General features: G+C 70.2%; 24 protein-coding genes. 20 read left to right on the forward strand and 4 right to left on the reverse strand.

Annotated features, from left to right (window positions below):
* Window positions 1-73 precede the first annotated feature (73 nt).
* From CFN78_RS00520 to CFN78_RS00545, 6 genes are all read left to right on the forward strand, one after another.
* Complete coding sequence (locus tag CFN78_RS00520; protein WP_205660384.1) at window positions 74-913, forward strand: helix-turn-helix domain-containing protein; 840 nt, start codon at window positions 74-76, stop codon at window positions 911-913.
* Between the two features lie 12 nt (window positions 914-925).
* On the forward strand, window positions 926-1,180 hold the full coding sequence (locus CFN78_RS00525; protein WP_094860541.1) for a DUF397 domain-containing protein: 255 nt from the start codon (window positions 926-928) through the stop codon (window positions 1,178-1,180).
* 318 nt (window positions 1,181-1,498) lie between these two features.
* A complete protein-coding gene (gene hemB / locus CFN78_RS00530) occupies window positions 1,499-2,470 on the forward strand; it encodes a porphobilinogen synthase (protein ID WP_094860542.1) in 972 nt (323 codons plus the stop codon).
* A gap of 47 nt (window positions 2,471-2,517) precedes the next feature.
* On the forward strand, window positions 2,518-3,114 hold the full coding sequence (locus CFN78_RS00535; protein WP_240519173.1) for a hypothetical protein: 597 nt from the start codon (window positions 2,518-2,520) through the stop codon (window positions 3,112-3,114).
* A complete protein-coding gene (locus tag CFN78_RS00540) occupies window positions 3,111-3,560 on the forward strand; it encodes a hypothetical protein (protein ID WP_240519174.1) in 450 nt (149 codons plus the stop codon). Before CFN78_RS00535 ends, CFN78_RS00540 begins: the two co-directional genes overlap by 4 nt.
* 37 nt (window positions 3,561-3,597) lie before the next feature.
* Window positions 3,598-3,942 carry a hypothetical protein gene (locus tag CFN78_RS00545; RefSeq protein WP_205660385.1) on the forward strand — a complete coding sequence of 115 codons (345 nt, stop codon included), beginning with the start codon at window positions 3,598-3,600 and terminating at the stop codon, window positions 3,940-3,942.
* 47 nt (window positions 3,943-3,989) lie between these two features.
* On the opposite strand, the gene CFN78_RS00550 is transcribed toward CFN78_RS00545, so the two are convergent.
* On the reverse strand, window positions 3,990-4,556 hold the full coding sequence (locus tag CFN78_RS00550) for a TetR/AcrR family transcriptional regulator (protein WP_094860543.1): 567 nt from the start codon (window positions 4,554-4,556) through the stop codon (window positions 3,990-3,992).
* A 171-nt stretch (window positions 4,557-4,727) separates the two neighbouring features.
* Here CFN78_RS00550 and CFN78_RS00555 point away from each other — a divergent pair, with 171 nt between their 5' ends.
* The gene (locus CFN78_RS00555) at window positions 4,728-5,594 is read left to right on the forward strand and encodes an alpha/beta hydrolase (RefSeq protein WP_094860544.1); all 867 of its coding nucleotides are present in this window, start codon (window positions 4,728-4,730) and stop codon (window positions 5,592-5,594) included.
* An 83-nt stretch (window positions 5,595-5,677) separates the two neighbouring features.
* Here CFN78_RS00555 and CFN78_RS00560 read toward each other — a convergent pair whose 3' ends face one another.
* Window positions 5,678-6,181, reverse strand: coding sequence for a TspO/MBR family protein (locus tag CFN78_RS00560; RefSeq protein WP_094860545.1), 504 nt, complete (start codon window positions 6,179-6,181; stop codon window positions 5,678-5,680).
* A gap of 73 nt (window positions 6,182-6,254) precedes the next feature.
* Here CFN78_RS00560 and CFN78_RS00565 point away from each other — a divergent pair, with 73 nt between their 5' ends.
* The 10 genes from CFN78_RS00565 to CFN78_RS00610 all read left to right on the forward strand — a co-directional run bounded on the left by CFN78_RS00565 (window position 6,255) and on the right by CFN78_RS00610 (window position 16,299).
* On the forward strand, window positions 6,255-6,704 hold the full coding sequence (locus tag CFN78_RS00565) for a MarR family winged helix-turn-helix transcriptional regulator (protein WP_094860546.1): 450 nt from the start codon (window positions 6,255-6,257) through the stop codon (window positions 6,702-6,704).
* 104 nt (window positions 6,705-6,808) lie between these two features.
* Window positions 6,809-7,600, forward strand: coding sequence for a DUF3159 domain-containing protein (locus tag CFN78_RS00570; RefSeq protein ID WP_240519176.1), 792 nt, complete (start codon window positions 6,809-6,811; stop codon window positions 7,598-7,600).
* 127 nt (window positions 7,601-7,727) lie between these two features.
* On the forward strand, window positions 7,728-9,035 hold the full coding sequence (gene hemL, locus CFN78_RS00575; RefSeq protein WP_094860548.1) for a glutamate-1-semialdehyde 2,1-aminomutase: 1,308 nt from the start codon (window positions 7,728-7,730) through the stop codon (window positions 9,033-9,035).
* The gene (locus CFN78_RS00580; RefSeq protein WP_094860549.1) at window positions 9,032-9,658 is read left to right on the forward strand and encodes a histidine phosphatase family protein; all 627 of its coding nucleotides are present in this window, start codon (window positions 9,032-9,034) and stop codon (window positions 9,656-9,658) included. The genes hemL and CFN78_RS00580 overlap by 4 nt, the downstream gene beginning before the upstream one ends.
* Window positions 9,655-10,236, forward strand: coding sequence for a TlpA family protein disulfide reductase (locus tag CFN78_RS00585; protein ID WP_094860550.1), 582 nt, complete (start codon window positions 9,655-9,657; stop codon window positions 10,234-10,236). Before CFN78_RS00580 ends, CFN78_RS00585 begins: the two co-directional genes overlap by 4 nt.
* A 125-nt stretch (window positions 10,237-10,361) precedes the next feature.
* On the forward strand, window positions 10,362-10,838 hold the full coding sequence (locus CFN78_RS00590; protein WP_240519178.1) for a GNAT family N-acetyltransferase: 477 nt from the start codon (window positions 10,362-10,364) through the stop codon (window positions 10,836-10,838).
* Window positions 10,839-11,063: 225 nt separating this feature from the next.
* Window positions 11,064-11,837 (forward strand): cytochrome c biogenesis CcdA family protein, encoded by a 774-nt coding sequence (locus tag CFN78_RS00595; RefSeq protein WP_094860551.1) that lies wholly within the window; start codon window positions 11,064-11,066, stop codon window positions 11,835-11,837.
* A gap of 31 nt (window positions 11,838-11,868) precedes the next feature.
* A complete protein-coding gene (resB, locus tag CFN78_RS00600; RefSeq protein WP_094860552.1) occupies window positions 11,869-13,536 on the forward strand; it encodes a cytochrome c biogenesis protein ResB in 1,668 nt (555 codons plus the stop codon).
* Window positions 13,536-14,534 carry a c-type cytochrome biogenesis protein CcsB gene (gene ccsB, locus CFN78_RS00605; protein ID WP_094860553.1) on the forward strand — a complete coding sequence of 333 codons (999 nt, stop codon included), beginning with the start codon at window positions 13,536-13,538 and terminating at the stop codon, window positions 14,532-14,534. Before resB ends, ccsB begins: the two co-directional genes overlap by 1 nt.
* A gap of 136 nt (window positions 14,535-14,670) precedes the next feature.
* Entirely contained in the window at window positions 14,671-16,299 is a 1,629-nt protein-coding gene (locus tag CFN78_RS00610) for a MinD/ParA family ATP-binding protein (RefSeq protein WP_240519180.1), read from the forward strand.
* A gap of 227 nt (window positions 16,300-16,526) precedes the next feature.
* Here the strand turns inward: CFN78_RS00610 and CFN78_RS00615 are convergent, their stop codons facing one another.
* Together CFN78_RS00615 and CFN78_RS00620 are read right to left on the reverse strand one after the other, a co-directional pair.
* Window positions 16,527-16,715 (reverse strand): hypothetical protein, encoded by a 189-nt coding sequence (locus tag CFN78_RS00615; protein ID WP_094860554.1) that lies wholly within the window; start codon window positions 16,713-16,715, stop codon window positions 16,527-16,529.
* Between the two features lie 180 nt (window positions 16,716-16,895).
* The gene (locus CFN78_RS00620; protein WP_094861028.1) at window positions 16,896-17,102 is read right to left on the reverse strand and encodes a BldC family transcriptional regulator; all 207 of its coding nucleotides are present in this window, start codon (window positions 17,100-17,102) and stop codon (window positions 16,896-16,898) included.
* 250 nt (window positions 17,103-17,352) lie between these two features.
* Here CFN78_RS00620 and CFN78_RS00625 point away from each other — a divergent pair, with 250 nt between their 5' ends.
* The 3 genes from CFN78_RS00625 to cds1 are packed head-to-tail and all read left to right on the forward strand — an operon-like array spanning window position 17,353 to window position 19,308.
* Window positions 17,353-17,826, forward strand: a complete 474-nt coding sequence (locus tag CFN78_RS00625) for an Lrp/AsnC family transcriptional regulator (RefSeq protein WP_094860555.1) — start codon at window positions 17,353-17,355, stop codon at window positions 17,824-17,826.
* 11 nt (window positions 17,827-17,837) lie between these two features.
* Window positions 17,838-18,224 carry a DUF4229 domain-containing protein gene (locus CFN78_RS00630; protein ID WP_240519181.1) on the forward strand — a complete coding sequence of 129 codons (387 nt, stop codon included), beginning with the start codon at window positions 17,838-17,840 and terminating at the stop codon, window positions 18,222-18,224.
* 10 nt (window positions 18,225-18,234) lie between these two features.
* On the forward strand, window positions 18,235-19,308 hold the full coding sequence (cds1, locus tag CFN78_RS00635; protein WP_094860556.1) for an L-cysteine desulfhydrase Cds1: 1,074 nt from the start codon (window positions 18,235-18,237) through the stop codon (window positions 19,306-19,308).
* The last annotated feature ends 15 nt before the right edge of the window (window positions 19,309-19,323 follow it).

Consider the following 19,323-nt stretch of genomic DNA (forward strand, 5'->3'; position numbering starts at 1 on the left):
GTACGTCCGATCGTGTGATGGCGTTTCGGGCCGGAACCCGTTGGGATGGCGGCAACGACCGGAGGGGAACGACGTGACCGCACGACACGCCACCGCGCGGATGCGCAGCCTGGCCACCGAACTGACCGAGCTGCGGGTGAAGGCCGGGCTGACCACGCGGGAGGCGGCGAAGCTGATCGGCACCTCGCCGTCCTCGCTGAACCGGCTGGAGAACGGCGGCAAGGTGATCGCCGCCGAGGACGTCTCCGCGCTGCTGGTCGCCTATGGCGTCACCGGTGTGAAACGCGGCGAACTCCTTGGCCTGGCAAGGGAATCCGACGTGCAGGGCTGGTGGGAGACCGGCGGTTCGCTGCCTCGGCAGGCGACCGCGCTGATCACCTTCGAGGCGCAGGCCACCCGGATCGTGAACGCTTCGATGCTGCTGGTGCCGGGCCTGTTGCAGACGGCGGAGTACACCCGCGCGGTGATGACGGCGACCGGGGTAACCGGTGCCGAGATGGAGTCGATGGTCTCGGCCCGGCTCGGACGACAGGCGGTGCTGAGCAAACCGCGTCCGCCCGCCTATCTGGCGATCATCGACGAGGCGGTGCTGCGCAGGCCGATGGGCGGCGCGGAGGTGATGGCTGCCCAGCTCCGGCACATCGTCGAGGCCGCTCGCCGCCCGCACATCGACGTCCGGGTGCTGCCGCTGAGCCGGGGCGGGCACACCGGCCTCGACGGCACCTACGTGCTGCTGGAGTTCGCCGCCGAGCGGCCCATCGTGCACCTGGAACACAAGCGGTCCGGACTGTTCATGGACGAGCTGGAGGACGTGTCCCCGTTTCAGACCGCGACCGATACCCTGGTGGCCACCGCGCTAGGACCAGCGGATTCGACCGATTTCCTGGCCTCGGTGGCCGACGATTTCACGTGAGAGTGGGACAGAGTGAACGTTTTTTCCGGAGCGGCCTGGCGCAAGTCGAGCTACAGCGGTTCGCAGAGTGACTGCGTGGAGGTGGCGTTCGCCCCGGCCCCGGCGGCCTGGCGTAAGTCCAGCCACAGTGGCACGCAGAGCGAGTGCGTGGAGGTGGCGGCCGACCGTGGGCTGGTCGGCGTCCGCGACACCAAGGACCGCGACGGCGGCACCCTCACCGTCCCCGCGGCGTCCTGGCAGGCATTCCTGGCAACCCTGCCTCGCTGACCCCAACGCGCGACACGGCCTGCCGTACCGCGCGACACGATGCGATGGACCGCAATATGTCGACGTATTGCGGTGGCCGCGACCGCAATACGTCGACATATTGCGGTAAGCCAACGCACGAACGTCCCAGACACGACGTGCCGGAACGCCCGACACGACGTGCCCAGGCGCGCGACACGGGGTGTTCAGGCGCCCGACACGGGGTGCTGGGGCGCGCGACACGGGGTGCTGGGGCGCCCGACACGACGTGCCGTACCGCGCGACACGGGGTGGCTGCCGGGGGTGGTGGGGTGGAGCGGCGGGAGTACCGTCGGGCGGGTGTTCCCTGAGCAGCGTCCCCGCCGGTTGCGCACCACCCCCGCGATGCGCCGCCTGGTCGGCGAGACCACCCTTCGCCCCCGTCAGTTGATCCTGCCGATGTTCGTCGCCGAGGGTGCCGAGGCGCCGCGGCCGATCAGCAGCATGCCCGGCGTCGTCCAGCACACCCGCGACTCGCTGCGCAAGGCCGCCGTCGACGCGGTGCGGGCAGGCGTCGGCGGACTGATGCTCTTCGGCGTGCCGGAGAAGCACGACGCGATCGGCTCGGGCGCCACCGACGAGAACGGCATCCTCAACCTCGCGCTGCGCGACCTGCGCGCCGAACTGGGCGACGACACCGTCCTGATGGCCGACACCTGCCTCGACGAGTTCACCGACCACGGCCACTGCGGCGTACTCGACGCCGAGGGCCGGGTGGACAACGACGCGACGCTGCTGCGGTACGCCGAGATGGGCGTCGCGCAGGCCCGCGCCGGGGCACACCTGCTCGGCCCGAGTGGCATGATGGACGGCCAGGTCGGCGTCATCCGCGCCGCGCTGGACGACGCGGGCCTGGCCGACACCGGCATCCTGGCGTACTCGGCGAAGTACGCGAGCGCGTTCTACGGACCGTTCCGCGAGGCCGTCGGTTCCCAGCTCACCGGTGACCGCAAGACGTACCAGCAGGACCCCGGCAACGCGCGGGAAGCGCTGCGGGAGATCGAACTCGACGTGGCCGAGGGCGCGGACGCGATCATGGTCAAACCCGCACTGTCCTATTTGGACGTCGTGCGCGCGGCGGCCGAGGTCTCGCCGGTGCCGGTGGCGGCGTACAACATCTCCGGCGAGTACTCGATGGTCGAGGCGGCCGCGGCGAACGGCTGGATCGAGCGGGAGCGCACCATCATGGAAGTACTCACCTCGATCCGCCGCGCGGGCGCCGACATGGTGCTGACGTACTGGGCCGCCGAGGCCGCCGCCTGGCTCGACTGAGCCGCCACGGGCCGGGACACGCTCGGCGGGAAGTAGAGTTCGACATCGTGGCCAACACCGACAAGCCGGACAACGACAAGCCGGGCAGCAACAAGCCGGGCAGCAACAAGCCGGGTAGCGACAAGCCGGGCAACGGCGGACCGGACGACCGCCGCTTCCTCGGCGGCATGCCCGCGCCGCCACCGCTGAGCGCTTCCGCCGACCGGCCGAGCGGCCCCCCGCCGAAGCTGGTCAACATCTCGTTCGGCCTGTGGATCGCCGCCGGGATCGTGCTGGTCGTCGGCTTCGTCGTGACGCTGGCCGGTAAACAGCAGGTCATCGACGAGCTGATCCGGGTCAACCAGGACGACCGCATCACCAACGAGCAGATCGCCTCCGGCACGTCCGCGCTGCTGTGGACGCTGCTGTTCGGCGCCGTGGTGTTCGCGGTGCTGTTCGCCCTGTTCGCCTACAAGGCCCGGGACGGTGCCCGCAAGGCGCGCACGATCCTGACGGTCCTGTTCGCGATCACCTTCGTCTTCCAGCTCCTGCTGTTCTCCACGCTGGTGACCCTGTTCGCCATGCTGCTGGCGGCCGTCGCACTCGTGCTGCTGTACCTGCCGAGCGTCTCCTCGCACTTCCCCAAGGCGCCGCGTCCGCTGTGACCACACCGGGCGAGGAGGTGACGCTCTACCGCGAGCCGGGGGCCGGTGGTGCCCCGCTGTTCTGGGGCCCGGGCTTCGCGCTGACGGGCGCACTGCTCGAACTGGTGGCCGGCGGGCCGGTGCACACCATCGCCTGGGTGCTTGTCGGCCTCACCCTGCTGGTCGTGCTGTCGCTGTGGGTGTACTCGCGACGGCGTTTCCTCTCCGTCCGGCTCACCCCCACACACCTGTGGCAGGGGCGGGAATCCCTTGCGGTGTCCCGGATCGCCGAGGTCGACGACGTCGGCAGCCCGATCGGCGTCCCGGTACTGGGCGGCGGGTGGAGCGCGCCGCGCAAGTACGAGGAGCTGCCGCTGCGCCTCGACGACGGCAGCGTCGTGCTCGCCTGGGCCCGCGACGGTGTGGCGCTGCGCGAGGCCCTGCGCGGTGTAGTCGCGGGCACCTGACGCGCCGCGTCCTCCGATCCCGGATAGCCTTCGCCCCATGAGCAGCCAGGTCGCCGCCGACGGACCCGTCTGGCCAGCCGAACCGGACACCGCCCCCTCCGCGCGGCTGCACCAGCCGTGGCGCGCGGTCCTCGCGCTGGTGGAGCTGGTTCTCGCCGGAGTCGCCGTGTGGGGCGCTTTCGCGTTGTGGGGCGGTGGGATCTTCGAGGTCGTGGTCCGGCTCAGCGACGGGGCGACGCTGGTCTCCCGGCATCTGGCGGGTGACCACGCTGCGGGCGCGATCGGTCTCGGCCTGCTGGCCGCGCTGCTGCTGCTCGACGCGATCCGGCAGGTGGTGCTGGCCCTGCGTACCCGCCGGAGGGGCAAGCGCCGTAAGCGATGACGCCACCTGATGAGCACCGCCTGACCGAGCACCGCCTGGAGCGCCTCCTACTCGGTAGACCCGGACGCCAGCGAGCTGATGAAGCGCTCTGCCGCGGCGTCGATCTCGGTATCAGGGTTCAGCAACCTCTGCAGCAACAGGCCCCGCAGGCATGAGACCGCGATCAGGCTCCGCTGCCTCGCGTCCGCCGGCGTGAATCCGTCGCCACGAGCTGCCTTTTCGAGGAGGCGCGCCAGCTCGTCGACATCGGCGACGAACTCTCCGAACGCGTCGGGTTCGTAGACCGCGAGTCCGACCAGGTGGTGAAAGGCACGGATTCGATCTTCGTGCGCAGGGTCCGAGTAGAAGCTCCAGATCGTCCTGCACAGGGGGACGAACCCGATCTCGGGGCCGGTCGCGGCGATGACGAGGTTGTCGCGGCGGCGTGCTTCCGAAAGGACAGCAGCCATGAGACCTGCTCGTGATCCGAAGTGATAGGTCAGCAGCGTGTGATGCACGTCGAGCCGCTCGGCGACCTGGCGCATCGAGATGTTCGCACCGGGGCCGTTCTCGCCGAACTCAGCGAACAGCGCTTGCAGCAAGCGCTTCCGACCTTCCCCGATCGGCGATCTCATGGCACCTCCCGTTGAGGAACTCACCACTGTTGAGTACGTTATCGCACGTCGAACTCACCACTGTTTAGGGCAGCGTGTCGCGGCCCTTGGCAGAGGTGCCATGCGGGCCGGCGATCCGGAGACAGCCGCCCACGCGGTGACGGTCGGCTGCACTATGAGAGGAGACGCCGGATGAGCGAGATGCTGCACGGCTGCTTGCCGGACACGGAATACTTCGAGACCACCGCACAGTCGGGGCACCGTTACGGCGTCTGGGTGACCGCGCCACCTGGTTACGCGAATTCCGCTGATCCGCTGCCGCTGATCTACGTGATGGACGGAAATTGGAGCGTCGGCCTCACCGCGCCCCTCATCGTCACCCAGGCCGACCCGTTTCTCACGATCGCCCCGTACATCCAAGTCAGCGTCGGCTACGCCGGTGAGGAGGCCGCGGACTGGGCGCAGCTTCGCAACCGCGACCTGGTGCCGCCGGGCGAGCCGGTCAGCGACGAGATGGTGGCCACGGTCACTTCGGCTCGCGACACGGGTGCGATGACTCAGGAGGAGGCGGACTCCTACCTCGCGAAACTGGCGGACACTCACGCGGACGTCTTCCTCGACTTCCTGACCGCCGAACTCCACCCGCGGTTGCGGTCGCGGTTTCGTGTCAGTGAGTCCGGGCATGGCCTGTTCGGCTACTCCTACGGAGGTCTTTTCGCCCTCTATGCATGGTTGCGGGCAGCCCCGTTCGCGACTTTCGGTGCGGGCACCCCCGGTGTAGCGAGCACGGACAGCCAGATCTTCGAGCTGATCAACGCTCTCCCGGACAATGAGCAGAACCGAGCCGATCAACGACTGCACATCACGCTGAACGAAGCCGAACTCCTCGGTGACATCCCGATCTATCGAGGATTGGCACGCAACGTGCTCTCAGTCGTGGAAAAGCTCCACGGCAAGGGGCGATCGCAGGATCTTTCGAGCTCGTTGTTGCACGACACGCACGTCACCGGTCTGCAGGCATCGTTCCTGAGCTACCTGAAGACGTGCCATGTGCGCTAGGCCCGGGCGCGTCATCTCGAAGGCACCTCCTCGAGAGCGGTGGTCGGGCTCCGGAGCGACACCGCCGCACGTACGGAGGCACGCTAGTTGAGCACCACGATGCCGATGGTCAGCGCGGTGGCGAAGAGAACCCAGGCCAGGTACGGAACCAGCAGCGCGGCGGCGAGCGTGCTGCGCCTGCGGAACAGCACGATGGTGGCCACCACGGCGATGTCGAGCAGCAGGATCTCGGCCAGCGCCACCTCGGGTAGTCCGGCGGCGAAGAACAGCGGCGTCCACAGGGCGTTGAGCACCAGGCCCACCGCGTAGACGGTCAGTGCCCGGCTGCCCGCGCGCCAGGAACCGGCGGCTCGCCAGAACGTCCAGCCGGACACCGCGATCATCAGGTACAGCACCGTCCACACCGGACCGAACAGCCAGCCCGGCGGGGCGAAGGCCGGCTGGGTGAAGCCGTCGTAGATCTCCCTGGACGAGGTGGCCGCCAGTGACCCGACGACGGCGACGGCCAGCACCGCGAGCAGGAATCCCGCGAGAACGAGCCAGGACGAACGGCTGCGCAGTCCCGGCGCCTGAGTGGCGGTCGACATGGCGACCCTCCGATCCCGATTAGTTTGACTGTAGAGTTATTCGACCGTAGAGCGATTTCCTGGAGGCCGCACGATGAGTGATCGGGAAAAGCTGCTCCGGCTGCTGAACCGGTACGCCGAGGAGAGTCACGGCATCGCCGAGGCATTCGCCGCACGGGAACGCCTGCACCCCACCGACCTGCAGGCGCTGCTGATGGTCATCGAGGCCGGACGCTCAGGAACCGCCATCACGCCCGCCGAGCTGGCCGCCCGTCTCGGCCGCAGCTCCGGTTCGGTCAGCACCGCCGTCGATCGCCTCGAACGGGCCGGGCACCTGCGCCGGGAGCGGGACACCGCCGACCGCCGACGGGTGCATCTGTACCGATCGGACAGCGGCGCCGGTGTCGCCGGGCAGTACTTCGCCGGACTGGCCGCCAGGGCAGGCACTGTGCTGGACACTTTCGACGAGACCGAACTAGCCACCATCGAACGCTTCCTGACCAGCATCGTCGCCGCGATGGGCGAGCACAGGGAGCAGGCCTGACCCGGCCGCATCCAGCGGCCACCGAGTATCGAGTGGCCTGGATCACACAGGTCGTCCCTTGAGTGTGCCGCTGCGTCATGGCCTTACCTATTCACAGCTCACCGATGAAACGAAACGAGAGGGACGAGATGGCCAAGCCGGAGATCGGATCGCCAAGCTCGCCGACGCTGAGCGCTTCCGCGCACAGCACCTTGGAGGACGACACAGCCATGATCGACACCAGCTACAACCCGACCCGTGGGACCGAAGCCCGGCAGCCCGCCACCGGCCCCGGCGCCCCGGCGCAGAACGGCGCGGCGAAGCCGAATCTGCTCGACCAGCTCGGCGGACCGTGGGGCATGGTGTTGTCCGGCCTTCCGGTCATCGCGTTCGTCGTGGCCAACGCACTGGTCGCGCTCCCCGTCGCGATCGGCATCGCCCTCGCGATCGCCGTCGGCATCACCGTGGTCCGGATGATCCGAGGCGAGCGGTTCAGCGTGGCGATCGGCGGCGTGTTCGGTGTGGTGGTCGCCGGTGGTATCGCGCTCTGGACCGGTTCGGCAAGCGGCTTCTTCCTGCTGGGTATCTGGGTGGCCTTCGCCGGGGCCGTCGTCACGCTCGCCTCGCTGATCGCCCGCAGGCCGATCACCGGAGTCGTCTGGAACCTGATGCACGGCGGCAAGCACGCCTGGCGCCAGGACCGCAAGACGCTGCGGGTGCACGACATCGCCACCCTCGCCGCCACGGCAGTCCTGGCCGCCCGCTTCGTCGTCAAGCAGTGGCTCTTCGACATCGACGCCACCGGCTGGCTGGCCACCGCCAAGATCGCGATGGGTACGCCGCTGACGGCGCTGGTCGCGCTCGTGGTCATCTGGGCCTTCCGGGTTTCCACCAAGCGGCTCGTCGGCACCAAGTGACCGGTTCCGCGGACGTCACCAACGCGCACAGGACCGCCGATCTCCCCGCGAGGTCGGCGGTCCTTCGCGTGTGTGGCGACCGGGGCGCACCGTGGCCGGTGAGCGCGTCTTTGCCACACTGGATGTCGTGACAGACCCAGTCGAGCAGTCGAAAGCCTGGTTCGCCCGCGCGGCGAAGGCGACCCCCGGGGGCGTCAACTCCCCGGTGCGCGCCTTCAACTCGGTGGGCGGCGACCCCCGCTTCATGGTCCGCGGCGAGGGGGCCTACCTGACCGACGTCGACGGCAACCGCTACGTCGACCTGGTCTCCTCCTGGGGGCCGATGATCCTCGGGCACGCCCACCCGCAGGTGGTCGCGGCGGTTCGGGAGGCGGCCTCGTCCGGCCTGTCCTTCGGCACGCCGACCACCGGCGAGGTGGAACTGGCCGAGGAGATCATCGGCCGGGTGGAGCCCGTCGAGCAGGTGCGGCTGGTCAACTCCGGCACCGAGGCGACGATGAGCGCGATCCGGCTGGCCCGCGGGTTCACCGAACGCACCAAGATCGTCAAGTTCGCCGGCTGCTACCACGGCCACGTCGACGCGCTGCTCGCCCAGGCCGGCTCCGGCGTCGCCACGCTCGGCCTGCCCACCTCGCCCGGTGTCACCGGCGCGCAGGCTTCCGACACGATCGTTCTGCCGTACAACGACGTCGAGGCCGTCCGGCGGGCCTTCGCCGACAACCCGGACTCGATCGCGGCGATCATCACCGAGGCCGCGGCGGGCAACATGGGCGCCGTCGCACCGGAACCGGGCTTCAACGCCGCGCTGCGCGAGATCGCCCACGCGCACGGCGCGCTGCTGGTGATGGACGAGGTGATGACCGGCTTCCGCGTCTCCGCCGCCGGCTGGTTCGGTCTCGAGCGCGTCCCCGGCGACCTCTACACCTTCGGCAAGGTCATGTCCGGCGGCCTGCCCGCGGCGGCCTTCGGCGGCCGCGCCGAGGTGATGGCCCGCCTCGCGCCCACCGGGCCCGTCTACCAGGCGGGCACGCTCTCCGGAAACCCCGTCGCCGTCGCCGCCGGGCTGGCCACCCTGCGCGCCGCGGACGCCTCCGTCTACCGCGCGCTGGACGCGAACTCTCAGCGGCTCGGCGCGCTGTTCGGCGAGGCGCTGAACGCCGAGGGCGTGCCGCACCACGTCTCCTACGCGGGCAACCTGGTCAACGTCTTCTTCACCGAGCGGCCGGTGCGCGACTTCCACGACGCCACCGCCGCCGACTCCTGGCGCTTCCCGCCGTTCTTCCACGCCCTGCTGGAACGCGGCGTGTACGCGCCGCCGAGCGCGTTCGAGGCATGGTTCGTCAACGCCGCGCTGGACGAGGAGGCCTTCGGGGTCATCGCCGAGGCCATGCCGCACGCCGCCCGCGCCGCCGCGTCCGCGAAGCAGGCGTCATGACCACGATCGTCCACCTGCTGCGGCACGGCGAGGTGCACAACCCGGACAAGATCCTCTACGGCAGGCTGCCCGGATACCGGCTGTCCGACCGGGGGCAGGCGCAGGCCGAGACCGTCGCGAAGACCCTCGCCGATCACCGGCTCACCCACGTCGTCGCCTCCCCGTTGCAGCGGGCGCGGGAGACGGCCGCACCGATCGGCGCGGCGCACGGTCTGGACATCGACACCGACGACGGCCTGATCGAGGCCGGGAATCTGTTCGAGGGGATGCGGGTGGCCGTCGGCGACGGCGCCCTGCGCGAGCCGCGGCACTGGCCGAAGCTGCGCAACCCGTTCCGCCCGTCCTGGGGCGAGCCGTACGTGGAGATCGCGCACCGGATGCTCGGCGCCGTCTACCGGGCCCGGTCCCGCGCGGACGGCGGCGAGGCCCTGTGCGTCTCGCACCAGCTCCCCATCTGGACGCTGCGCAGCTTCCTCGAAGGCCGCACGCTCTGGCACGATCCGCGGTCGCGGCAGTGCTCCCTGGCCTCGCTGACCAGCCTGGTGTTCGACGGCGAGGAGCTGCTGCGCGTCGTCTACAGCGAACCGGCGGGGACGACCGATCCGAGAGCGACCGGCGCATGAGGGCTGCCCGCGCGCTGGCCGTCGCGATCGCCGCCGTGCTGGGTCTTTCCGCCTGCACGGGCGGCGACGACGCGGTGGAACGCGGCACCTCGTTCGAGTTCGTCTCCCCCGGGGGGCAGCTCGACATCTTCTACGACGGCGAGCAGCGCCAGCCCGCCCCGTCGCTGGCCGGTGAGGACCTGCTCGCGGAGGGCACCCAGCTCGCCGCGACCGACTTCCCCGGCAAGGTCGTGGTGATCAACCTCTGGGGTTCCTGGTGCGGCCCGTGCCGTACCGAGCTGCCGGAGATGGAGAAACTGTTCCAGGCCAACAAGGACAGGGGGCTGCAACTGGTCGGCCTCGACGTCCGCGAGCCGAACCGGTCCGCGCCGCAGGACTTCGTGCGCGACCGGGGGATCAGCTACCCGTCGATCTACGACCCGGCGGGCCGGAGTCTGTTGCGCCTCAAGGGTTATCCGCGCAACGCGATCCCGTCGACGATCGTGCTGGACAAGCAGCAGCGGGTGGCCGCGGTGTTCCTGCGCGAGCTGCTCGCCGAGGACCTGCAGCCTGTCGTCGACCGGCTGGCCGCCGAGTAGCGACTCATCGCAACGGCAGCAGAGGCGGCAGCGACCGTCAGCCAGGCATGTCCCACGGGAGGATGGTGACCGCGATGGTGGATCAGGCGGGAAGCTCGGAATTGCCAGGACTCGTCCTCCGGCCGGTGACACCCGAGGATGTCGAGACGCTGCACCGATTCGTCCTCGAGCTTGCCGGGGCGGAGTCGTTTCCGGGAGAGGTCGAGGCCAAGCCGGTCGACCTCTCCGACGCACTGTTCGGACCGCGACCGATCGCTGAGGCCATCGTCGCGACCGTCGGCGGGCGGCCGGCCGGGTTCGCGATCTTCTACCCGACGTACAGCACGATCCTGGGTCGCGAGGGTATCCACCTCGAAGACCTGTACGTCGAGTCCGAGTATCGCGGCTCGGGGATCGGCCAGGCTCTGCTTGGGCACCTTGCTCGACTCGCCGCGGATCGTGGCTGTGGACGGCTCGAATGGTGGGTCCTGCGCACCAACACGAGCGCGATCCGGTTCTACCAGCGGCTACGGGCGCGGGGACTCGACGAGATCGAGGTGATGCGTCTGGATGGGGCAGCGCTCGAAGGGTTCGGTCGGCAACTCGGTGGCGACCAGCCGTAGGCCAGGGATGCCGACCGAGCCGACGGCTCGGTGCGGTGGTGTGCCCCTGGGCCCGCGTGACGTGCTGGAACACCCTGCGCGCTGCCGCCGCGCCGTCGACACCCCGACACCCGTGACGAGACATTCCCGGGACGAGGCCATCGACGGTTCCGGCGAAGTCGGCCCGGTCACGGCAGTGGGTGGCCGGTAGGCCTCACAGGAAGCTCACTGCCTACCCTGAAAAGGGTGAACTCCGTGACCGAGCTGGCGACCTCCGGTCCGCTGCTGCTCGCCGCCGGGGTCGCACTGCTCGCCGGGGCCGTGTCCTTCGCCTCGCCGTGCGTGGTCCCGCTCGTTCCCGGCTATCTCGCCTACCTCGCGGCACTGGTCGGGGCGGACGCCCCGGCGGTCGCGCCGGGCGAGGAGCGGAAGAAGCGCAGGCTGGCCGTCGTCGGCGCGGCGGCCCTGTTCGTACTCGGTTTCACGGTGGTGTTCACCGCCGGGCTCGGCAGCCTGGTCTGGCTCGCCGACGCCCTGCTGGTCAACCAGGACCTGCTCCAGCGCATCGGCGGAGTGCTGACGATCGCCATGGCGCTGGTGTTCCTCGGCCTCGTTCCCTGGCTGCAGAAGGACGTCCGCTCACACCGGCTGCCGCGCGGCGGCCTGTGGGGGGCGCCGGTGCTCGGCGCGGTGTTCGGACTCGGCTGGACCCCGTGCATCGGCCCCACCCTGGCCGGGGTGCTGTCCATGGCCAGCGCCAGCGGAAGCAACGCCGCCCGCGGCTTCGTACTGGTACTCGTCTACTGCCTCGGCCTCGGTCTGCCGTTCCTGCTGATCGCCTTCGGTGCCCGCTGGGCCGTGGGCGCGACGGACTGGTTGCGCCGCAACGGAAGGCGGGTCCAGCTCGTCGGCGGCGGGCTGTTGCTGGTGGTGGGCGTCCTGCTGGTCACCGGGCTGTGGGGCGAACTGGTGGCCTGGCTGCGGGTCGCCGTCATCACGGATGTGGAGCTGCCGCTGTGAGAGCCGTGACCTTTCCGGCGGAGTCGGTGCGATGACCGGCACCCTGGCGCCGCCCGAGCCCGGACGGCCGTACCGCGACAGCGGCTTCCGCCGTGTGCTGGCGTTCGCCCGCAACACCTGGCGCGGGCTGACGTCGATGCGCACCGCGTTGATCCTGCTGTTCCTGCTCGCGCTCGCGGCGCTGCCCGGGGCGCTGCTGCCGCAGCGGATCCTGAACCCGCCGAAGACCGAGGAGTACATCGCCCAGCACGGCTGGTGGGGCGAGCTTCTGGACCGATTCCAGTTCTTCGAGGTCTACGGCAGCGTCTGGTTCTCCGCGATCTACCTGCTGCTGATGGTCTCGCTGGTCGGCTGCCTGGTCCCGCGCAGCGCCGACTACCTGCGGTCGATGCGGGCACGGCCGGTGCTGACGCCGCGCAACCTGGCGCGGATGCCGCACCACCAGCGCTCCGTCACCGACGCCGGCGTCGACGAGGTGCTGACCACCGCGCGCAAGCGGTTGCGCGGCTGGCGGGTGACCGAGGCCGAGGAGGACGACGGCGTCCGCACCATCAGCGCCGAACGCGGCTACCTGCGCGAGACCGGCAACCTGGTGTTCCACTTCGCGATGCTCGGGCTGATCGTCGCCTTCGCGTTGGGCAAGATGTTCTCCTACGAGGGCCAGGTGATCGTCAAGGCGAACGGCGCGGAGTTCTGCAACTCCGGCATCTACGGCTACGACTCGTTCAACCCGGGCCTGCGGGTGGACGGTACGGAGCTGAACCCGTTCTGCATCCGCGTCAACGGTTTCGACGCCCGCTTCACCCCGTCCGGGCAGCCGGAGCACTACGAGGCGTCGATCGAGTACCAGTCCGAGGCCGACCTGGAGACCGGCGCGTGGCGGCCGTACCAGCTCGAGGTGAACTCCCCGCTGCGCACCGACGGCGACCGCGTCTACCTGCTCAACCACGGTTTCGCGCCGCAGTTCACCGTCACCTATCCGGACGGGACGCAGCGCAGCAAGTCCATCCAGTGGCGGCCGGTGGACACGCAGACCTACCTCTCCGAGGGGGCGACGAAGTTCGACCCGCCGGGCGTGACCGACTCGGAGAAGCGCAGACAGCAACAGCTCGCGATCACCGGCCTGTTCGCACCGACCGCGGCGCTACAGGGCAAGGTGCTCAGCTCGTCCAGCCCGGAGCTCGACGATCCGGGCGTGGCGGTGGACGTGCTGCGCGGCGACCTCGGCATCGACTCCGGGCGGGGCCAGTCCATCTTCGAGATCGACCAGTCGATGGTGGACAACGGCAGGCTGGTGCGCATCGCCAGGGAGAACCTGGAGGTCGGCCAGTCACTGACCCTCGACGACGGCACGCAGGTCCGGTTCGACGGTGTCGACCGCTGGGTGGCCCTGCAGGTCTCGCACGACCCGACGCAGGGCTGGGTGCTCGGCTTCGCGGTGGCGATGATGCTCGGTCTCGCGGCGTCGTTGCTGGTCAAGCGCCGACGGTTCTGGATTCGGGTGACCCCGGCGGGCAGCGGGGACGGTCCACGACGTACCGTCGTGGAAGCTGGCGGGCTGGCCCGTACGGACCAGGCAGGCTACGGCGAGGAATTCTCCCGCATGGCGGACGAGCTGATCCGGCTCCGGGACACCGGAGCCCGAGCCTCGGACACCGCCGACCCCGGTCCCCGGAGCCCCCACGAAGGGAAGAGCTGATGCCGGTCAACGAGACGTTGTCCCAGTACAGCGACTTGTCCTACACGACGGCCGTCGCGGTGTACGTGCTGTCGATGATCCTGCTGCTGGTGGAGCAGTCCTTCGGCGCCAAGGGCCGGATCGCCGCCCAGCGCACCCGGGAGCGCGCACGTCAGCTCGTCGGCTCCGGCGCGCCCGCCGAGGGCGCTTCGGAACTCCCGGAACTGACGCCGCCGCCGGTCGCCGAGCCGCCCGCTCCGCGCGGCAGGGCCGAGCGATTCGGCCGGATGGGCGTCGCCCTGATGGTGCTCGGCGCGCTGCTGCACCTGGCGGCGCTGGTGCTGCGCGGCGTCGCGACGAGCCGGGTGCCCTGGGGAAACATGTACGAATACATCATGGCGGTCTGCCTGATCGCCGTGGTGACCTGGCTGGTGGTGATGCGCCGGTCGCCGGTGCGCCACCTGACCTCGTTCGTGCTGCTGCCCGTGGTGATCCTGATGTTCATCGGCGGCACGATGCTCTACGCCGTCGCCGCGCCGGTCCAGCCCGCGCTGCAGTCGTACTGGCTGATCATCCACGTCGCGGCGGCGATCATCGCCTCGGGCGTCTTCCTGGTGCCCGGTGTGGCGAGCATCTTCTACCTGATCCGGGCCCGGCACGACCGCGACCCGGCCAAGTTCGCCCGGTTCGCGCCGCGGCTGCCCGAGACCGACGTGCTCGACCGGATCGCTTACCGCACAACGGTTTTCGCCTTCCCGGTGTTCACCTTCGGCGTCCTCTGCGGGGCCGTGTGGGCGGAGGCCGCGTGGGGCCGGTTCTGGGGCTGGGACCCGAAGGAGACGGTCGCGTTCATCGCCTGGGTCATCTACGCGGCCTACCTGCACTCGCGTGCCACGGCGGGCTGGCGGGGCAGCCGGGCGGCGTGGATCAACGTGATCGGGTTCTCGGCGACGGTGTTCAACCTGTTCTTCGTCAACCTGGTCACCTCCGGCCTGCACTCGTACGCGGGCGTGAGCTGACCCTTCCGGGCACCGGTGACGCCGGTCGCGCCCGCGTCCGGGGCGACCCCTGGGTGTGCCACGGGCGCAACCGGCGACTACCGTCGAAACCGATGGCAGTGGCTTGCCTCGCGACGCGCGTAGGAGGACTTGAGCGGTGACCGGACCCAAGGACGAATCGGCTCCCGGACACGCGGGCTCCCAGGAAGGCCTCGCGGCCGAGACACCGACGCAGTGGCAGGCCCCGCCGCCGGACGCCGTCCAGGGCGAGCAGCAGGGCGTGCAGCCGGACGTGGAGTCCAGCACCGACTCCACCCAGCACCCCGGCGCGCAGCAGTCCGGCCCGCACCAGGTGCCCGCCGAGCAGCAGCCCGAGGCGGGCAGGCACCAGGCTTCCGCCGAGCAGCCGCGGTACGAGCAGCCGCAGTACCCGCAGGCGCAGTATCCGCAGGCGCCGTACCAGCCGCAGTACCCGCAGGCCCCGTACCAGCCCGAGCAGCAGGCGCCGTACCAGCAGACCGGCCCGGTGCCCGGCAGCCATGGCCAGGACCTCTACAGCGACCCGTCCACCTCCGGCCCCCGGCACTACACCGAGGCCACGCCCTCGGGTCCCCAGCAGCAGCCGCAGTACACCGATCCTTCGGTGTCCGGTCCGCACCAGCAGCCGCAGTACACCGAGGCCACGCCCTCCGGTCCGCAGCAGCAGCCGCAGTACGTGGACCCGAACCTGCCGCCGCTCGCCCCCGGCCAGCCGTACGGCGACTACCCGCCCCAGCAGCCCTATGGCGACCCGGGACATGCCCAGCAGCAGTACGGGCAGCAGCAACAGCAGCAGGGCGGCAGGCACGCGTTGGCGGGCGGCGCGGACCTCTCGTCCGCGCACCTGGTCAAGCGGGTCAAGCGGCGGCCGCAGTCGGGCTGGCGCAGGGGCGTCTACGTGGCCACCGGGCACCTGCTCAACCCCGGCGAGAGCCCGGCCGACCGCAAGCGCAGGGAACTGATCTCGCGGGTCAACCAGCCGTTGCGCGGCTGCTACAAGATCGCGATGCTGAGCCTCAAGGGCGGTGTCGGCAAGACCACGACCACCACGACGCTGGGCTCGACGTTCGCCTCGCTGCGCGGCGACCGCGTGGTGGCGGTGGACGCCAACCCGGACCGCGGAACGCTCTCGCAGAAGCTGCCGATCGAGACCACGGCGACGGTGCGGCACCTGCTGCGCGACGCCGACAAGATCACCCGCTACAGCGACGTTCGCTCGTACACCTCGCAGGGCGCGAGCCGGCTGGAGGTCCTTGCCAGCGAACAGGACCCGGCCGTCTCGGAGGCGTTCTCGGAGACCGACTACCGGCGCACGGTGAACCTGCTGGAGCACTTCTACAACATCGTGCTCACCGACTGCGGCACCGGACTGATGCACTCCGCGATGAAGGGCGTCCTCGATGTCGCCGACTCGCTGGTGCTGGTGTCCTCCGGCTCGGTCGACGGTGCCCGCAGTGCCTCGGCGACGCTGGACTGGCTGGACGCGCACGGCTACGGCGAGCTGGTGAAGCGCTCCGTCGCGGTGATCAACTCGGTGCGTCCGAAGGGTGGCTCGGTCGACCTGGACAAGCTGGCCGCGCACTTCGGTGCGCGCACCAGGGGGGTCTGCCAGATCCCGTTCGATCCGCACCTCGAGGAGGGCGCGGAGATCGAGCTGGACCGGCTCAACGCCGACACCCGGCTGGCGCTGCTGGAGCTGGCGGCGACCGTGGCGGACGGTTTCCCGCACGACCGGTCCATTCGCTAGTCGATCCGGCAAGTCCCGGGTGGTCTCTTTCGCGGCCCGGGAGCTTGTCGGCAGCACGGGGTGATGCCCGCGTGCCGGAAGTGGTGCGAGGGTGCTGCGGCGGCGCGGCCAGGGTCCCTGGACGCATGAGCCCCGAACCTGACGGACGCGGCCTCGGGGGCCGCGTCCGCAGGAGATCCTTTACTTCGTCTTTCCCTGTTCCCCGGAGGGCTTCCGGCCGCTCCCGGTCAGGCCTCGTCCTCGTCCCGTGGCTTGGGCTTGCGCTGCTGCTCACCGAGTTTGCGCAGGAAGTCGGGGTCGTCGTCCGGTGCGACCTGTGGCCGGGGCGAGGTCACTCCGACGCGCTCGGCGCCGAACGCCCGCCACAGAAGTACGGCCACGGTGAGGCCTCCGATAGCTGCGAGCAGGTAGATCATGCTCGCTCCCTTCTCCTTCATGCAGCGCGTACGTGCCTGCCCTCGAGGCTAACCCTTTTGTCGGGATTCGGTGCGGCGGGCATGCCGGATTGCAGCGAAGCCGGGGGTGCCGGTGACGGACGGTGCCGTCACCGACACCCCCGGCTCCGGAGGTGTGCGTCCCCTGCGGGACGTGTGGAACTACTGGGTCAGCTCGTTCGCGTCCGTGGTCAGCTCCGCGAGCAGCTCGTTGACCTCGGACTCACGGAACCTGCGATGCCCACCCGGGGTGCGAATGGATCCGATGCGTCCGGCCGTCGCCCAGCGGGTCACGGTCTTCGGGTCCACCCGGAACAGCGCGGCGACCTCACCAGGTGTGAGCAGCCGTCCTCCCACGGTCGCGGTCACTTCCGCCTCCTTTTTCGACTGCCGTGCCCACGGCCGGCCGGTTCGCGTTCCGGCGTCCGGCGGCCGCGCGGGCATCCAACTCGGCAATCGTGGCATCTCGCCCACCAGGTACTCGAACGGTTGTCGAAGAGTAAAGAGGTAGTAAGGGACGAAACGGCCGGTTCGGACATCGGGTTCGGTCAGCGGCTCGGGTATCGCGTCCGCGCCCGTTCACGCCGACCGTGCGGCCCCTCCCTCTAAGCTAACCCCCGTGGATCAGCTTGACCGCAAGATCATCGCCGAACTCCGCCAGAACGGGCGCGCGACCTACGCCGAACTGGGGCGGACGGTCGGCCTGTCGGCGTCCTCGGTGCACGAGCGCGTCGGCAAGCTCGAGGCGGCCGGGGTCATCACCGGCTACCACGCGATGGTCGACCCGAACACCGTCGGCCTCGGCGTCACCGCGCTGGTCGGTATCCAGCCCACCGACACCGCCGCCGAGGACGACGTCGCCGCCTCCCTCGCCGAACTCGACGAGGTGGAGAGCTGCTACGCCGTCGCCGGCAACGAGGCGTTCGTGGTGAAGGTGCGCGTGTCCACAGTGGACGAACTGGAGCGGGCGCTCGGCAGGCTGCGTCGGATCGACGGCGTCGCCAGGACGCAGACCACGGTCGTGCTCTCCACCCGCTTCGAGGGGCGGCCCAACAACGCGGGCCTCGACTCGGACAGCGGACCCGGCGCGTAGCCTCGGAGACCGTGAGCGAATCCGAGAACGCCGACCGCGTGGACGTGACCGTGCCCGAGGACGCCGGCGCGACCGCCCCGGAGCGCGCCGCCGCGCCGTCCGCGCACCTGGCCCGCGACCTGACGCTCTACATTCTGCTGCGCTTCGGCCTGTTCCTCCTCATCGCCGCGGTGCTGCTGCTGGCGGGCGTTCCGCTGCTGGTGGCGCTGGCCGTGGGGCTGGTCGTCGGCCTGCCGGTCGGTCTGCTGTCCTTCCGCGGTCTGAACGCCCGCGTCACCGCAGGGCTCGCCGAGCGCAACCACCACCGCGCGAGCGAACGCGCCCGGCTGCGGGCCCAGCTCCGCGGCGAGCGCGTCGCGGACGTCCCGGCGACCGGCAAGGACGTCCCCGGCGAATAGTCTGGCCGCCATGAGCGGACCAACCCACCGGAGCTGGGTCAGCGAGGCGGTGCGGATCATCGACGCCGACGCCAACCGCAGCGCCGACACGCACCTGCACGTCTTCCCGCTGCCGCTGGACTGGGGCATCGACCTCTACCTCAAGGACGAGTCGGTGCACCCCACCGGTTCGCTCAAACACCGGCTGGCCCGCTCGCTGCTGCTCTACGGCCTGGTGAACGGCCAGATCGGGCCGGAGACGACGCTGATCGAGGCGTCCAGCGGGTCGACCGCCGTCTCGGAGGCCTACTTCGCGCGAATGCTCGGCCTGCCGTTCGTCACCGTCGTGCCGCGTACCACCAGCAAGGAGAAGATCGCGCTGATCGAGTTCTACGGCGGACGGTGCCACTACGTGGACCGGCCACCGGAGATCTACTCCGAGGCCGAGCGGCTCGCCGCCGAGTGCGGTGGTCACTACCTCGACCAGTTCACCTACGCCGAGCGGGCGACCGACTGGCGCGGCAACAACAACATCGCCGAGTCGATCTTCGCCCAGTTGCGCTCCGAGCGGCACCCGATTCCGGCCTGGGTCGTCGTCGGCGCGGGCACCGGCGGAACCAGCGCCACCATCGGCCGGTACGTCCGATACCAGCGGCACGACACCCGGGTCGCCGTGGTGGATCCGGAGAACTCCTCGTTCTACGGCGCCTGGCAGACGGGAGCGCTGGACTACGCCACCGGCATGCCGTCCCGGATCGAGGGGATCGGCAGGCCGCGCTGCGAACCGTCGTTCCTGCCCGGCGTGATCGACGAGATGATCCAGGTGCCCGACGCGGGTTCGCTCGCCGCGATCCGGCTGCTGCGCGAGCGCACCGGTCACTGGGCGGGCGGGTCGACCGGGACGAACCTCTACGGCGCGTTCCGGCTGATCGCCCGGATGCGCGAGGAAGGGCAGCGGGGCAGCGTCGTCACCCTGCTCTGCGACGGGGGCGACCGCTACGCGAACACGTACTACGACGACGGCTGGCTCACCGAGCAGGGCCTGGACATCGCCCCGTACCGCGCCGCCATGGAGGACTTCCTCGCCACCGGCACCTGGCCCTGACCACGTGACGCCGCG

Source organism: Amycolatopsis antarctica (assembly GCF_002262875.1).
GTDB classification, from domain to species: Bacteria; Actinomycetota; Actinomycetes; order Mycobacteriales; family Pseudonocardiaceae; genus Amycolatopsis; species Amycolatopsis antarctica.